At 46.4% G+C, this 14,708-nt stretch carries 13 protein-coding genes; 6 read left to right on the top strand and 7 right to left on the bottom strand.

Features of this window, described 5'->3' with window-relative positions:
- Window positions 1-5: 5 nt before the first annotated feature.
- Entirely contained in the window at window positions 6-1,133 is a 1,128-nt protein-coding gene (locus D9Y29_RS25290) for an endonuclease/exonuclease/phosphatase family protein (protein WP_127133041.1), read from the top strand.
- A gap of 68 nt (window positions 1,134-1,201) precedes the next feature.
- On the top strand, window positions 1,202-2,695 hold the full coding sequence (cysS, locus tag D9Y29_RS25285; protein WP_127133040.1) for a cysteine--tRNA ligase: 1,494 nt from the start codon (window positions 1,202-1,204) through the stop codon (window positions 2,693-2,695).
- 25 nt (window positions 2,696-2,720) lie between these two features.
- Here the strand turns inward: cysS and mnmC2 are convergent, their stop codons facing one another.
- Entirely contained in the window at window positions 2,721-3,398 is a 678-nt protein-coding gene (gene mnmC2, locus D9Y29_RS25280; protein ID WP_127133039.1) for a tRNA (5-methylaminomethyl-2-thiouridine)(34)-methyltransferase MnmC2, read from the bottom strand.
- Between the two features lie 22 nt (window positions 3,399-3,420).
- Between mnmC2 and D9Y29_RS25275 the strand changes: the two genes are divergently transcribed.
- Window positions 3,421-4,455 (top strand): WD40/YVTN/BNR-like repeat-containing protein, encoded by a 1,035-nt coding sequence (locus D9Y29_RS25275; RefSeq protein WP_164735548.1) that lies wholly within the window; start codon window positions 3,421-3,423, stop codon window positions 4,453-4,455.
- A gap of 3 nt (window positions 4,456-4,458) precedes the next feature.
- Complete coding sequence (locus D9Y29_RS25270) at window positions 4,459-5,067, top strand: DNA-3-methyladenine glycosylase family protein (protein WP_127133037.1); 609 nt, start codon at window positions 4,459-4,461, stop codon at window positions 5,065-5,067.
- Window positions 5,068-5,071: 4 nt separating this feature from the next.
- Here the strand turns inward: D9Y29_RS25270 and D9Y29_RS25265 are convergent, their stop codons facing one another.
- From D9Y29_RS25265 to obgE, 4 genes are all read right to left on the bottom strand, one after another.
- A complete protein-coding gene (locus D9Y29_RS25265; RefSeq protein WP_127133036.1) occupies window positions 5,072-5,557 on the bottom strand; it encodes an RDD family protein in 486 nt (161 codons plus the stop codon).
- Window positions 5,558-5,682: 125 nt separating this feature from the next.
- Entirely contained in the window at window positions 5,683-7,845 is a 2,163-nt protein-coding gene (locus D9Y29_RS25260; RefSeq protein WP_127133035.1) for a S46 family peptidase, read from the bottom strand.
- A 249-nt stretch (window positions 7,846-8,094) separates the two neighbouring features.
- Window positions 8,095-10,509, bottom strand: a complete 2,415-nt coding sequence (locus tag D9Y29_RS25255) for a hypothetical protein (RefSeq protein ID WP_127133034.1) — start codon at window positions 10,507-10,509, stop codon at window positions 8,095-8,097.
- A gap of 84 nt (window positions 10,510-10,593) precedes the next feature.
- The gene (obgE, locus tag D9Y29_RS25250) at window positions 10,594-11,598 is read right to left on the bottom strand and encodes a GTPase ObgE (RefSeq protein WP_127133033.1); all 1,005 of its coding nucleotides are present in this window, start codon (window positions 11,596-11,598) and stop codon (window positions 10,594-10,596) included.
- Window positions 11,599-11,847: 249 nt separating this feature from the next.
- On the opposite strand from obgE, the gene D9Y29_RS25245 reads away from it, so the two are divergent.
- Window positions 11,848-12,876, top strand: coding sequence for a type IV toxin-antitoxin system AbiEi family antitoxin (locus D9Y29_RS25245; RefSeq protein ID WP_127133032.1), 1,029 nt, complete (start codon window positions 11,848-11,850; stop codon window positions 12,874-12,876).
- Window positions 12,857-13,636: a hypothetical protein gene (locus D9Y29_RS25240; RefSeq protein ID WP_127133031.1), complete on the top strand. Its 780-nt coding sequence runs from the start codon at window positions 12,857-12,859 to the stop codon at window positions 13,634-13,636. The genes D9Y29_RS25245 and D9Y29_RS25240 overlap by 20 nt, the downstream gene beginning before the upstream one ends.
- Before the next feature lie 4 nt (window positions 13,637-13,640).
- Here D9Y29_RS25240 and D9Y29_RS25235 read toward each other — a convergent pair whose 3' ends face one another.
- Together D9Y29_RS25235 and paaI are read right to left on the bottom strand one after the other, a co-directional pair.
- Window positions 13,641-14,234 (bottom strand): acyltransferase, encoded by a 594-nt coding sequence (locus D9Y29_RS25235; protein ID WP_127133030.1) that lies wholly within the window; start codon window positions 14,232-14,234, stop codon window positions 13,641-13,643.
- A 28-nt stretch (window positions 14,235-14,262) separates the two neighbouring features.
- Window positions 14,263-14,691 carry a hydroxyphenylacetyl-CoA thioesterase PaaI gene (paaI, locus tag D9Y29_RS25230; protein WP_206513872.1) on the bottom strand — a complete coding sequence of 143 codons (429 nt, stop codon included), beginning with the start codon at window positions 14,689-14,691 and terminating at the stop codon, window positions 14,263-14,265.
- Between the last annotated feature and the right edge of the window lie 17 nt (window positions 14,692-14,708).

Below are 14,708 nucleotides of genomic sequence, written 5' to 3'. Positions count from 1 at the left end.
AAGCAATGGCCATTCGAACCTTCACGAGGCGTTTCTTCATTATTGCCAATATAATTACGGTAGCTGTTTTTCTGATGGCTTGCGCCAATACATTCCTCCATCCGGATAAATGGTGGTTCATTGCGATACTCGGGCTGGCTTTTCCCTTTCTCTTACTCCTAACGTTGATCTTCCTGGTCGGCTGGAGCCTTGTGAGATCAAAATGGATCTTTCTTTCACTCGGCGCACTTGTTTTAGGCTATTCCAATATCCGCGCGCTGGTGGGCTTTCATTTCGCTTCCGGTTTTGAAGAATCGAAAAAAGAAAATACAATCCGCATCCTCACCTGGAATGTGAAATGGTTTGATGAACAAACCCGTGAAAAAGGCCGCCAGAGCCACCGCAAGGAAATGCTTGAATTTATCAGGAACGAAAATGCAGATGTGCTCTGCTTCCAGGAATATTTTGAACCTGGACCGAATGGCGCATACAGTAACTACAAAGAGATCAGGAAAATGGGCTACCCCTGGTTCTATCGCGCCATCGATTATGGGAAAGAAGGAGCGAGAACTGAAATGGGAAGCGCTATCTTTTCCAAATACCCCATCCTGGATTCCAACCGCACCGTTTTCAAAGGGCCTGTAAGATTACGCGCTGCCGAAAGCCTGATCTCCTGCGACCTGGATGTGAATGGCCAAACTATCAGGATCTATACCACCCATCTCCAGTCTGTGCTGCTTCAAAAAAAAGATTATCGTGATTTAGACATCATCCGGAATGCGGAAGACAGTATCGTGGAAGCTTCCAAATCACTGATCCGCAAACTGCGCATGGCTTATACGCAAAGAGGCAGCCAGGTAGATATCGTGCGTAACCAACTGGACAGATGCCCGGTGCCTGAGATCATCTGCGGCGATTTCAACGACGTTCCCAATTCTTATACCTATTTCCGGATCCGGGGAAACCGCAGGGATGCTTTCGTGGAAAAGGATGGAGGCCTGGGCCGGACTTTCTCGAATATTTCGCCCACCCTCCGCATCGATTATATCATGCCTGACAAACAATTTGAAGTAGTGCAGTATAAACGAAAACTGCTTCCCTATTCGGATCATTACCCTGTAATTGCGGACCTCCGGCTGGGGTCCGGGAAATAAAATCATTATATTTGCCCGAAGACATACCTGTTATTGAACCTCTGCTGTTTTCGTATCAATAATTTTTTATGAGTGAGTTGAAAGTCCTTAATTCTTACACAAGGCAGAAAGAAGTGTTTACTCCCATCACGCCCGGTCATGTGGGCATGTATGTGTGCGGCCCCACCGTTAGTGGCGAGAGCCATCTGGGCCATGCCCGTCCGTTCATCACCTTCGATGTGATCTACCGTTATCTCCTGCACCTCGGCTACAAAGTGCGTTATGTGCGGAACATCACAGATGCCGGTCACTTTGAGGAAGAAGGAAGAGCAGCAGAAGACAAGATCTCCAGCAAAGCCGTACTGGAAAAACTGGAACCCATGGAACTGGTGCAGAAATACACCAATCTTTTTCATTGGGCCATGTTGCAGTTCAATAACCTGGAGCCAAGCATCGAGCCCACTGCCACAGGTCATATCGTGGAGCAGATCCAAATGATCAAAGCCATTATCGAAGCCGGCTATGCTTACGAAGTGAACGGTTCTGTATACTTCGATGTAAAAAAATACGCTGAACATTATCCTTACGGAAAACTCAGCGGTCGCGTGTTGGATGAACAACTGGAAACCACACGTGAGCTGGATGGGCAGGAAGAGAAACGAGATAAGGCCGATTTCGCACTCTGGAAAGCAGCGCCACCGGAGCATATCATGCGTTGGGTTAGTCCCTGGGGAGAAGGATTCCCCGGCTGGCATATCGAGTGCTCTGCAATGGCCACCAAATATCTCGGTGGTCAGTTCGACATTCATGGTGGTGGTATGGACCTTCAGTTCCCGCACCACGAAAGTGAGATCGCACAAAGCACCATTTGCAATAAGGAAGTGCCCGCACGTTATTGGTTGCACAACAATATGATCACGGTCAACGGCAAGAAGATGGGTAAGAGCTATAACAACCAGATCAAGCTCACCGAGATGTTCACCGGATCACATCCCTTGCTGGAACAGGCTTACAGCCCTATGACCATACGCTTCTTCATCCTGCAGACACATTATCGCAGTACACTCGACTTCGGCAATGAAGCACTGCAGGCCGCAGAAAAAGGACTGAAGCGTCTCTGGGAAGCCTACGAGAACTTGCAGAAAATAGAGATACCTGCCAATGATGCCCAGCCTGATGAAGCACTCAATAAAAAAGTGAACGACCTGCTTTCGGAAATGGATGACAATATGAACGATGACTTCAATACCGCCAAAGTACTGGCGAATATTTTCGAAGTTGTTCCTGTGGTCAATTCCATTAAAGACAAACATATTCCCGTAACTGCACTCTCCATCACTACGCTCGAAAGACTGAAAAAATATTTCCACGATTACCTGGAATCTATTTTTGGTCTGCGTAGTGAAAATGAAGCCGACAATGGCAAACTCGGCGGAGTGCTGGACTTACTCATAGACATCCGCAAAGATGCCCGTTCCCGCAAAGACTATGCAACATCGGATAAGATCCGGAACCAGTTGCAGGAGTTGGGGATCTTGTTGAAGGATGAGAAAGATGGAAGCGTCGGGTATACGTTCCAGTGAGATGCAGGTAGTAATTCCCAATAACTCACCCCTTCCCCGCCCGCACCATTTCCCTTTTTCCCGGCGGGCCGGGAATTTTTTCAACTGTAAACCCTGCTGCCATCATCGCTCTCCTTACATCTCCTTTGGAGCAATATGTAGTGAGTATGCCACCAGGATTCAACAGATCAAATAATTTCCGGAATACCGCTTCCGTCCATAATTCCGGTTGAGCCGACGGCGCAAAGGCATCATAGAAAATGAGATCAAATGATCCGGAACTGCTGAACTTTTCAAGAGTTGTATTTCTCTTTACAAATGAAAACCTATCGGATATGGAATGTGTTATATCCCAGGCAGATTCATGTAAACGAAGAAATTGAGACTGTAGCTCCGGCGCCTGCAACTGATCGCAATAATTTAACCGGGTATAGACAACGTTTTCCAGCGGAAATGCCTCAATAGTTTCATAGTGGACAGGTAAACCGGTAAGGATGCTTTCCTGCAATACCAGTAATGCATTCAATCCGGTTCCGAAACCCATTTCCAATATCCTCAATGGATTATGCGTTATAGATTTCGAGAGTATGTAATGAAGTCCTGCTTCAATGAAAACATGCATGGATTCCTGAATGGCACCATGTTTGGAATGATAAGTTACTCCGGAGGCCGGAATGGAGATGGTTACAGACCCATCGGCAGTAGGTATGATTTGTCTTTCCATTGAAGCCGTAAAACTAGCAAGCATGCAGCAATGCCAAAAAAATAATATCTTCAATCCCTTAATGAATAATTGTATGGTGAATGGTTTTAAAGCCCTGCTTTTTGTAACAGTTACCGGAATTATAGCGGCGTCCTGCGTAAAGGGAGACAATCCCATTCAACGGCAAGAAGATCCCAGAAATCAGGGTCAGGGTGGTGTACCTATACTTGATCCGGGCTGGTCTAAAGTAACCATCCCATTAAACAGCTATGATGTTGTTTTCGTGAATGATACGCTCGGTTTCCTCGCATCATTCCGCGATGGTGTTTACAAATCCACCAATGGCGGCGAGACCTGGACCAGGACCAATGCACAAAAATCAGATTATGTCAATCTCTTCTTTCTGAACGAAAAATATGGATGGGCTGTTTCTGATACAAAGGATATTGCCAAAACAACTGATAGCGGCAAAACCTGGGTTACTACAAACACGTCCTACGAATTCCGAGATGTTTTCTTCCGCGACGAAAACAATGGGTATGCTTCCACATACCAGGGGCTTATTAAAACTGCCGATGGCGGCGCCACCTGGATGCTTGTGCCAAATGCCCCCAAAGATGTGACTTCCGTTTATTTTGTTGATGAACAAAATGGATTCTGTGGAACTGATGCCAATGGATACCGCCGAACAACTGATGGCGGAAACAGTTTCACTCCTGTGAACGGACTGCCAAGCGAAGTCTTTACTACACAATTCTTCACCGGCGCGGATGCCCAGAAAGGCATTGCTATTGGTAAGGACGGATATGTTAATAAAACAGTTGATAACGGCGCCACCTGGACGAAAGGCCCGAGAGTAACCGGAAACTATTTCGATTTCAATTTCAAAGACATTGATAATGGTTTTGTAATGACGGCAACCAACGTTTACAAGGTGGAAGGAAATACCGTTACCAGGGTTCTCTACAGGCCGTCTGCTGAAAGGGTTCAGTTCTGGGAATGTGATTTCAACGCTGATCTCACCAAAGGCTGGGTTGTTCACAACGGAGGGGAACTCTACCGCTACGTGAAACCATAACCTATGTCTTACACCATCCACCTCAGTAAAGACAAACGGTTCAAAAAACTCATGGACGGGCGTGAGCCTTTTGTGCTCAAAAAAAGAAAGGACATCCCGGTCTATCTCTGTGCCTCCATCATGAGCCAGCAACTGAGTACGAAAGTGGCAGATGTGATCTACAACCGCTTCCTCGCGCTTTACGGTGGCAAAACGCCCAACCCGCAACAGATCATCGATACAAAGCCGGAAATACTAAGAAGTATCGGCCTGTCTAATGCAAAGGTGACCTACGTGCAGAACGTGGCACGCTTTGCAATCGAGCAGGGACTGGACCTTAAAACGCTCAATAAAATGAGCAACGAAGAAGTGATCACTTATCTCACACAGATCAAAGGTGTTGGCAAATGGACAGCCGAAATGCTGCTCATGTTCGCACTCGGAAGAGAAGATGTATTTTCTCCCGATGATCTTGGATTGCAGAACGCAATGATCAGCATCTATAAACTGGATCGGGAAGACAAAAAAGCTTTCCGCGAAAAACTCCTGAGCATTTCTGCAAAATGGAGCCCTTACAGGACTTACGCCTGCCTGCATCTCTGGCATTGGAAAGACAATACTCCACTAAAATAGAAAATTATAATGTCTTCTTCACCACAACAGTGCCGGTGAATATATCATGCCAGGGCTCCATGAAAATGGCAAATATGAATTCGAGCGGGATCAGGCGGCAAAGGCTACGAAGGATAACGTTCTTCCAGGTAAGCGGACCGCCATCTTTCCTTACTGCCATCGTTCCTGATACCAATTTGCCTACTGTTCGTCCATTCATCATCTTCTCGAAAATAATATAATAACTCAGGAAGAGCCCAACCTGGATGGCCCAGATAGAAATGGTCAGTCCTAACGGATATGCAAGATCGAAATCTGAAGTGGTGTTGATATCGGAGATATAGGCAGCGAAGATCATCATCTGGATCATTCCGCCTATGACGGAATTGATGATGGACACAACAATCATATCGATGATGAAATTGACCAGTCGCATGCCTTTGGGTGCAGGCAAAAAAGTGATCTCGTCCTCAAGGTCGTGCAGCAGATCGGTTGTAGCGGAAGTTTCCATTTGATAACATTTAGGATCAGCAAAAAAGCGAAAAATAATCCGGTTCGCCAATTAATAAAAAGAAGAACCCCGTATGGCAGTATTACTGACCATACGGGGCTGTTATATTTTGAGTGGAGCGGCGATTATTTCACCAGCTTCAGTTCTTTGATGATATTGCTGGCGCCACCGAGTTTGTCGATACACCAGAGCACATAACGAACGTCCACACAGATGGTCCTGTTGAACACAGGATCGAACTGGATCTTATGGCTGAGGGCTTCGTAGTTGCCGTCAAATGCAAGTCCGATCAGGTTTCCGTTTGCATCGATCACCGGAGAGCCTGAGTTACCGCCGGTAATATCGTTGGTAGTAATGAATCCAACCACCAGGTCTTTACGAACCGGGTCTGCATACTGGCCATAATCTTTGTTCTTTGCCAGTTCCATCAGTTTGGCAGGGAGGTCGAATTCATAATCGCCGGGTTTGTATTTTTCCAGTATACCTTTCATGGTGGTAACATAATCGTACTTCACTGCATCGGCAGGGTTGTAGCTTTTTACATTACCGAAGCTCACGCGCATGGTGAAAGTGGCATCGGGATACATCTTTTTGGCTTTCACCGTATCCATTGCGAGTACGCCTTTCAGGTAGAGGCGGCCCAACTCTGAATTCCTGGAATTGAACTGCATGAAAAGCGGGAGGTATTTTCCCTGCCAGTTCTTCATGAACGCGCTGGCTGTTGCATAAGCAGGATCGGCCTGTAATACTGTAGCGTCGGGATTGGAGGTGAAGGCATTCCATTTGCTGTCGTTCAGCAGCATGGTATTGTTGAATACATTGGCTGCATGCTTTTTATACGTGGCATCATCGTCAAGGCTGCCGAAGCTGCCTTTGACACCATCATAGAATCCAATAGGGTGTTGATTCTTATCGATATCTGTATAGAACATTTTGAGCGCGGAGCCCAGGATGTTCTGATCTGATACACGGTTTTCGCTTTTCAGGAATTCAGCTCTTGCTTCTTTGGCAGCTTCGATGGCTTTGGCAATATCTGAAGAGCTTCCTTTCTTAACGATGGCGTTCTCTACCTGTTGGAGGCTGGCTGCCAGTCTCATGAGCGGAGAGCCCATGATGCCTTCATTGAGATAGATCTGGTGTTTGCTGTAAGGACGCCAGTTGTCGTACACTTTGCTCCATTCGCTGAAGATATTCGCATATTCGCTTTTTCCATTTGCCCATTGCTGGAATCTGGCTTCAGCGGCTTTCTTTTGACCATACACATCATACTTCAGCAATTGTTTGGCTTCGCCGTCGAAGAATTTCCAGTAGTTGGCGATGGAAGCATAATCGCTGGCGAGGGCCAGGCGTGTGGCCGGGTCTTTCTTCATTTCCTCCAGCATGTATTTCAGGCGCATGTCGCGCAGGTTCACGATGGAAGGATTGGCGATATCTGTTTTTTGTTTTACACCCATGGAAGACTCATAGCGGTTGGTGCTGCCGGGATAACCATAGATCATCGCATAGTCTCCGTCTTTCACGCCTTTGAGGGAAATGGGCAGAAAATGTTTGGGCTTCAGGGGAACGTTCTCCGGAGAATAATCTGCGGAACCACCGTTCTTACCCATGTATACGCGGAATACGGAGAAGTCGCCGGTATGACGTGGCCATTCCCAGTTGTCTGTATCGCCGCCATACTTGCCGATGCTCTCAGGAGGTGCTCCTACAAGCCTGATATCATTGTAACGCTGGTACACGAACACGAGGAACTGGTTGCCTTTGAACATAGCGCTCACTTTTCCGATAATATTTTTGGAAGCATCCGAGTAACGCTTGTTGATCTCCGCGATCAAGGCATTCTGTTTGGCAAGACGTTCAGCTCCGGTGAGATCGCTGAGGGCTGCATTCACCTCGGGAGTAACATCTTCGATCTTTGTGAGGAAGTCTGCATACAGGCCGGCAGAAGGGATTTCCTGTTGTTTCGTTTTTGCCCAGAATCCTTCTTTGAGATAATTGGCAGTAACAGTGCTGGCAGTTGCAATGGCATCGTAGCCGCAATGGTGGTTGGTGAAAATTAGTCCTTCATTGCTCACGATCTCTCCTGTACAAAATCCACCGAAGATGATGATGGCGTCTTTCAGGGAAGCTTTGTTTACAGAATACAATTGTTCTTTCGTCAGTTTCAGGCCGCGTTTCACCATATTATTGTACACCTGCTGACCTAATAACATGGGGAGCCACATTCCTTCATCGGCCATACCGCGAAGTAACGAGCAGCACAATACAATCGTTACCAGAAATTTTTTCATATGAGAATCTATTTTAAAGCGCAAACCTACTTAGAATTTTCTTATCCGGCTCTTAAAGACTGATTAATGCCGGGTTTTAGCANATCCGGCTCTTAAAGACTGATTAATGCCGGGTTTTAGCAGAGAGCCGCCAGTCGCTCGCCTCTGGCGAGTGACTTCTATTTAGTCGCCTCCGGCGACGCGGTGTTCGCCGGAGGCGAACCAATACAGGTCACTCGCCAGAGGCGAGCGACTGGCGGCTCTCTGCATTTACTGGGTGCTGGTCAGCTCTTTGATCATTTTGTTCAGGTTCGGTTGATTGGTCAACCGATCATCCATGCGGTTAAGGGTCATTTTTGAAATGAACCAGTTCATGGAATAAGGCGTTTCCTTCGATTTATTTCCTTTCTTCCTGTCTTCTCTTTTTTCCTCCGTGTCTTTGTACAGATGGATGGGAATATATTTTGCTCCGCCGCAGATTCCATCATCACTGATATCGGAAAGAAAATTTTCCAGGCGTTTATCGTTCACGGTGGTCTGCATATCGTAAGCGCCCATGATGGTGAGCAAAGGACTGAGCAGATCATTTTTGAGAGGTGCCACTGTGTTCAGGGCGGCTACGCCGGTGGGGCTGTTGGTGATGTGCAGGATAGTGAACTCCAGTTTTGCTACACGTTTTCTGAATGAACTGTCTTTGATGGCGGAAGATTGAAGGAGGATAGCGCGGATCATTTCCTGTACTACACCGGCGCCGGAGTTGTCGAAGTAACCACCATCAACAAAATAATGGATCAACATGCTGTCGTTCTGGTTCACTCTTTGCCTGGCGGGGATCACCTGGTCAATCCTGCCTGCAGGACTGATATAGGGAAAGCGGGCGCCGAGAATGGAGGCTGTACTCAAACGCATGTCCAGCGTATCGTTCAGGGCTTCCAGCACATCTACCCGGTTGTTGAAGAACTGCCGACTCATTTTGATATTGGTCACTACACCCGGGTTGCCGTCCTGCATCCGGGTGGTGTTGATGCAAAGTACCGGTAATGGACAGCTGCTGTCGCCGATGCTCAGCAGTTCAGACATCGGTGTGGCCATGGAAGGTTTCAGGGAATCCGGAATATCATGTGAATCTTCCTCCAGTGTTTGTTCCAGTGCTCCTGCGCGATCGGGCAATGTGCGGTTGTTGATATGGAAGATGTATTTGAGATAATCAGGCCCCAGCATATGCGAGAGCGTGAAAGTGAGGAAGTCTTTTTCCAGGAATGACCTTGAGGAACGGAGGTAAGATACATTGAGGTTGCTGTCCAGTTTTTTCCTTTCGTTCAATAAAGAAAAGAAAGTGGCAACGCCCACGCCGCCTCCTGAAGTACCGGACAAACAAAAAAGATGTTTCGAGAATTGCGAAGGCAATCCTTTGGTGGTGTCTTCAAGTTTTCCGAGTACCGATGCTGTCCAGTAACCTGAGCGGGATGCGCCTCCATTGGCAAGTACAAAATAGAGCGGGTATTTGCCTTTGGTGCTGTCGATAGCTGCGCCGCGACTATTGACCCAGTTGGAGAAATAAGTGAGAATATCCTGCCGTTGGTGATAGATGCCTTTGTTCGCCGGCTTGTCGAAGGATTTGGTACGAACGAAATGCGTTTCCCGGGAGCCTACCAGTAATGCCACGAGGATCAGCAGCACATGGAAATTCACACTCAGCTTTACACTGAAAGCAGCTACGATATTACCAATGCCACCGAGTACTGCAAATGCCAGCAATATGAATGGAAATGGTCCGATCATTTTGGCCGTGTGCAGGCTAATGAAGGCAGCGCAGTAGATGCCGAGTCCTATGATACAGATCAGGTTGAACCACTGGAAATAACCGATTTCTTTCCTGGGGATGCGCACCCAGTCCATGATCCGGAACATGAAGCGGTGGTACATGGAATCTTTTTCATCTTCCCCATTATCCTTTTTCCTGCTTCGCAGGTTGATGTAAAAAAGATAAACAGCATGAAGGAAAAGTAATGCCCAGAGCAGGTAAAGGATATCGGAACTGGGGATAATGATCACCAGGGCGGAGGCCAGCAGGAAAGCGGCGAGCAGGCAGTTGAAGATCAGTCGTTGCTTTGGACTGTTCTTCAGGGCGAATTTTTCAACGATCCTGTCGAGGCCAATGGAAATGCCGATCCCCGGAAGAAAGTACCAGAGGGCTTTTCCTGGAGAGATAGCATTGTTACCGAGTGCGGGTGATTGCAACACGGCCACTTCGATGGCTAACAGTCCGGCATAACCGATCAGTTTGGGCCAGAGGTTGAGCCAGGTAACAGGCAGCTCGAAATAAGTAACGTTTTCTAATTTTTTATCGGTCTGTGCGGAAGGATGTGTTTTGATCAGTTTGAGAAGATATTCCTGTTGCTTTCTCAGTTTGAGGATGGCGATGATACGGCTGGAGAACCAGGTAACATAGATCCAGAAGCCAATGGCAACCAGGAAGAAGGTTTTTGCTTCATGGTTCTCTGAGAAAGCGATGATAAGGTCCTTTCCCTGTCCCAGTATCCAGAAACACCAGATAGCAAGAATAACGAAGATGATGCCCGGAAAGAAGAGCCAGAAGGATTTTAGCAGATGCGAGAGGAAAACGAGGAAGCGTAATCCGATGTATTGCAATCCGCCAGTGATACGTTTGATACGATTCAACATGGAACAGGATTTAATTCACAAAAACGCCCGTACATAATGGTACGGGCGAATATTTTTACAAGATATAAAAATGGATGGAATCTTCTAATTCTGCTGGGGTTCGTTGAGCGTTCTCCAGAGTAGGTCTTTTAGTTCAGACAATCCCTGGTTGGTGGCGGCAGAGATGAACACATGCGGAACATTCTGCGGAAGCTCTTTGGCTACGGCTTCTTTCAGTTCGTCGTCCAGCAGATCGCTTTTGCTGACAGCGATCACAAATTGCTTGTGAAGCAACTCGGGATTGTATTGCTCCAGTTCATTCAGCAAAACCTGGAATTCTTTCATGTGATCATTGCTGTCTGCAGGCAACACGAAAAGCAGGATGGAGTTGCGTTCGATATGACGCAGGAAGCGATGCCCCAGTCCTTTGCCTTCCGCCGCTCCTTCAATGATACCGGGAAGGTCGGCTACGCAGAAGCTCTGGCTTCCGCGGTATTCCACCATTCCGAGCTGCGGAGTGAGTGTGGTGAATGCGTAGTCAGCAATTTTGGGTTTGGCTGCTGAGATTACGGAGAGCAAAGTGGATTTGCCGGCATTGGGAAAACCAACGAGTCCAACATCGGCCAGCACTTTCAGCTCCAAAACCTTCCAGGCTTCTTGTCCCGGTTCGCCGGGTTGCGCATGTTCCGGCGCCTGGTTGGTGGGGGTAGCAAAACGGGCGTTGCCCAATCCGCCGCGTCCACCCCTGATCCAAACGATCTCCTGGCCGTCTTCAAGGATCTCGGCTTCCAGTTCATCGGTCTCTTCATCGCGGGCTACAGTGCCTAGCGGAACTTCGATGATAATGTCTTTACCGCTGCGGCCTGTGCAGTTATTGCCGCTGCCGCCTTCGCCGTTCTCGGCGAGTACATTCTTATAATAACGAAGGTGTAATAATGTCCAGAGATTCTTATTGCCACGCAGGATGATATGGCCGCCACGACCACCGTCGCCGCCATCGGGACCAGCCTGCGGGTTGAATTTGGTACGCATGAAATGCTTGCTGCCTGCGCCTCCATGTCCTGACCGGCAAAAAATCCTGATCTGATCTACAAAGTTTGACTTTTCCATTGAAGCCGCGAAGATACGATTATTGGGGTGGAGTGCGATAAAGCTTCCGTCATCCAATTGAGGAGGTTGCTTATGAATTAATTTTTATAAGGCATTGATTGTCAGCTTAATTTTTTTTGTTCAAAATTTTAATTTGTTCAGTCATCGTGAACGAATTGCACTTTTTGAACAAATAGAAAAAAATCCTATTTTTGTTCAATATCTTACTCATGTTCACGCTCCGTGGACAAAGTTAAAAAATGAACAAAAATGGATGTAACCGATTTTCATGAATTTCAGACACTGGAAATGGCAATGGCTGAACTTAGAAAAGAGACTGGCGCCAACATTAGGCGCTTGCCATTGTCAGAATCTGAAGGCAATCCAGATGCGTATATGGAAATCAAATTGAAAAAGATTCAAAGTGAGTTTTGGGTTGAAATAAAAAGAGAAGTTCGATCACATATGATCGAAAGTTTGATAAGCCAGTTTGGAGCAAAGAAAGATCAGTGGCTCCTGGTAGCGCGATACATCGCCACACCAGTAAAAGAATTCCTAAAAAATCATGGCTATAATTACCTGGAGGTTACGGGTAATTGTTTTATTAGCACAGATAATCTGTATATCAGTATAAATGATAAAGAAGTCAAGCATGTTTTGAAAACTCCGGAAGGAAAATTATGGAAACCTGCAGGACTGAAATTTCTCTTCGTGATTCTTCAGGATCCTTTGATGCTTGCAAAGACTCAGCGAGAAATTGCTCAGGCCGCTGATATTGCATTAGGGAACATCAGCAATTTTTTGGAAGAATTAAGGAGTGGTGATTACCTGGTTAAAGAGGGAGATGAAGAGAAATTGCAGCACCGGGAAAAGCTGATTGAGCGTTGGGTGGAAGCATTCCACATTACCCTAAGGCCTAAAATACAGAGAGGCATTTTTCGATTTGTAAATAATGATAAGCAAAAAACATGGCGGGAGATTAGTATGCCGGGGATTTACTGGGCCGGAGAGCCTGGTGCTGATCTGTACACCAACTATATAAACCCTGAGAGCTTTTCTCTTTATACATCAAGACCTACGGTAGACCTAGTGAAAAATCTTCGAATCCTCCCTGATGATAACGGGAATGTGGAGGTCCTTAATAAATTTTGGAATGACTGGAGCACTGAAAGTAAGCTGTCGCATGCTGCACCACATTTACTTGTATACGCAGAATTGAAGAATAGCCTGGATAGCCGGAACTGGGAGGTTGCTGAAAAAATTAAAAACATTCTCTTGCATGAAAGAAAAACTATTTGATCCTTCTGTTTTAGAAATGATGGAAGAGTTCAAAAAGATAGCGCAGTCTCAGGGGATAGATTTTTTTATTGCAGGAGCCATAGCGAGGGATATCAGATTGTCTATTAACCCGGAGATGAAAGCTATTCGGAGAACGAAGGATGTAGATATTGCTCTGATGGTAACTGATGAGCATGAGTTTTATAAAATGAAGGAAGCTCTATTGGCAACGGGCAATTTTACCGATCATTCAACGGAGGCTATTAAGTTGTTTTATAAGCAATCTATCGAACTTGACCTTTTGCCATTTGGGGAAATAGAAAATCATGTGCGGGAAACGCGTCTATATAAACCCAGATTGTTTGTGATGGACATGCCGGGATTTTCTGAGATCATGCCGTATGTAGATACTGTAGATATTGATGGAGGGTTGGATTGCAAAGTATGTACGCTTGAAGGACTTGTATTATTAAAGTTGATTGCAAATGATAATAATTCTTCAAGAGTCAAGGATATTACCGACATCGAACATATAGTTTCTGTTTATTTCGAATTGTGTATGGATGATATTTTTTCTGACAATGGCGATGCTGCTGAACTTTATGATACCAATGCTAATAATTATATGGAATTGGTGGCCGCAAGAGTTATAGGCAGAAAAATTAAGACCATCCTAAAAACATCCGAACAGTTGCATGAGCGGGTATTATCCATTCTCGAAAAAAGAACCAAAGGAGTTATCTGGCAGGCCATGGCTGCCGGAATGCGTGATGACAATTGATTTGTTATTTCTTCAACTCATTCCAGGTCTTGTATAAACTCTCCTGCGAAGGTCTGTCGGCGGGCATTTCTCTCAACGGCTCCACTGCCTCCCAGCTTTCTCTCATTTCTCCCGGAAGGGCCTGGTACAATGCGGTGCCGGTGGTTTTCCAGTTGATCATTTCGTCACTCAATTCTTTGATCACTTTTCCGGGGTTGCCTACAATCAGGCTGCGGGCCTGAAATTTTTCATTGGCTTTGATCATTGTCAGTGCGCCTACAATGCATTCGTCGCCCAGTACTACATCGTCCATGATCACACTATTCATGCCTATCAGGCAATTCTTTCCGATACTGGCCCCGTGAATGATAGCGCCATGACCAATATGTGCATTCTCTTTCAGCAACACTGTCACTCCCGGAAACATATGTATGGTACAGTTCTCCTGCACATTGCAGCCATCTTCAATCACGATGCCGCCCCAGTCCCCGCGGATAGCGGCTCCCGGACCCACATAAACATTCTTTCCAATGATCACGTTACCGGTAACAGCGGCTTGCGGATGAATAAAAGCTGATTCATGGATCACAGGGATGAAGCCTTTGAATGCGTAGATCATGATAAAAGAATTAAGAATGATGAGGCTGTTACATTCCTTCGAACAGTGTTTTACCTGTTCTGAAGCAAGTTCCTTTGAACAGCGCGACCTGATCTCCGTGCTGGTTGTGGATGGTGATCAGGTAGAGACCGGTACTTCGTCCATTATGCAATTCTTTGGCCTCGGCAGTGAGTATATCACCAGCCTTGCCGGGCTTCAGGAAATTGATACTGTTGTCCTGAGCCACTGAAAGGTTGTTCCGGTTATTGCAGGAAAATGCCAATGCGCTGTCTGCGAACGAAAAAACAACGCCGCCATGCGTGATGCCGAATCCATTCAGCATCTCTGCGCGAAGGGTCATTTGAAGTTTGCAATACCCTTCTTTCACATCGATGATCTGGATGCCGAGCCATTGACTGAAGGGATCGTTCTCCAATAATTTTTCTGCTATCTGTCTTGCCCTGATATCGTTGTTCATATGCGGATAGACGCTTT

This window comes from Pseudoflavitalea rhizosphaerae (assembly GCF_003991355.1).
Classification (GTDB): domain Bacteria; phylum Bacteroidota; class Bacteroidia; order Chitinophagales; family Chitinophagaceae; genus Pseudobacter; species Pseudobacter rhizosphaerae.
Note: the sequence above shows the minus strand (reverse complement) of the source record. Positions and strands in the feature narration are given on the sequence as shown.

Coding starts and splice junctions, on each gene's coding strand:
- D9Y29_RS25290 (WP_127133041.1), top strand. CDS start 6: ATGGCCATTCGAACCTTCACGAGGCGTTTCTTCATTATTGCCAATATA.
- cysS (WP_127133040.1), top strand. CDS start 1,202: ATGAGTGAGTTGAAAGTCCTTAATTCTTACACAAGGCAGAAAGAAGTG.
- mnmC2 (WP_127133039.1), bottom strand. CDS start 3,398: ATGGAAAGACAAATCATACCTACTGCCGATGGGTCTGTAACCATCTCC.
- D9Y29_RS25275 (WP_164735548.1), top strand. CDS start 3,421: ATGCAGCAATGCCAAAAAAATAATATCTTCAATCCCTTAATGAATAAT.
- D9Y29_RS25270 (WP_127133037.1), top strand. CDS start 4,459: ATGTCTTACACCATCCACCTCAGTAAAGACAAACGGTTCAAAAAACTC.
- D9Y29_RS25265 (WP_127133036.1), bottom strand. CDS start 5,557: ATGGAAACTTCCGCTACAACCGATCTGCTGCACGACCTTGAGGACGAG.
- D9Y29_RS25260 (WP_127133035.1), bottom strand. CDS start 7,845: ATGAAAAAATTTCTGGTAACGATTGTATTGTGCTGCTCGTTACTTCGC.
- D9Y29_RS25255 (WP_127133034.1), bottom strand. CDS start 10,509: ATGTTGAATCGTATCAAACGTATCACTGGCGGATTGCAATACATCGGA.
- obgE (WP_127133033.1), bottom strand. CDS start 11,598: ATGGAAAAGTCAAACTTTGTAGATCAGATCAGGATTTTTTGCCGGTCA.
- D9Y29_RS25245 (WP_127133032.1), top strand. CDS start 11,848: ATGGATGTAACCGATTTTCATGAATTTCAGACACTGGAAATGGCAATG.
- D9Y29_RS25240 (WP_127133031.1), top strand. CDS start 12,857: ATGAAAGAAAAACTATTTGATCCTTCTGTTTTAGAAATGATGGAAGAG.
- D9Y29_RS25235 (WP_127133030.1), bottom strand. CDS start 14,234: ATGATCTACGCATTCAAAGGCTTCATCCCTGTGATCCATGAATCAGCT.
- paaI (WP_206513872.1), bottom strand. CDS start 14,691: ATGAACAACGATATCAGGGCAAGACAGATAGCAGAAAAATTATTGGAG.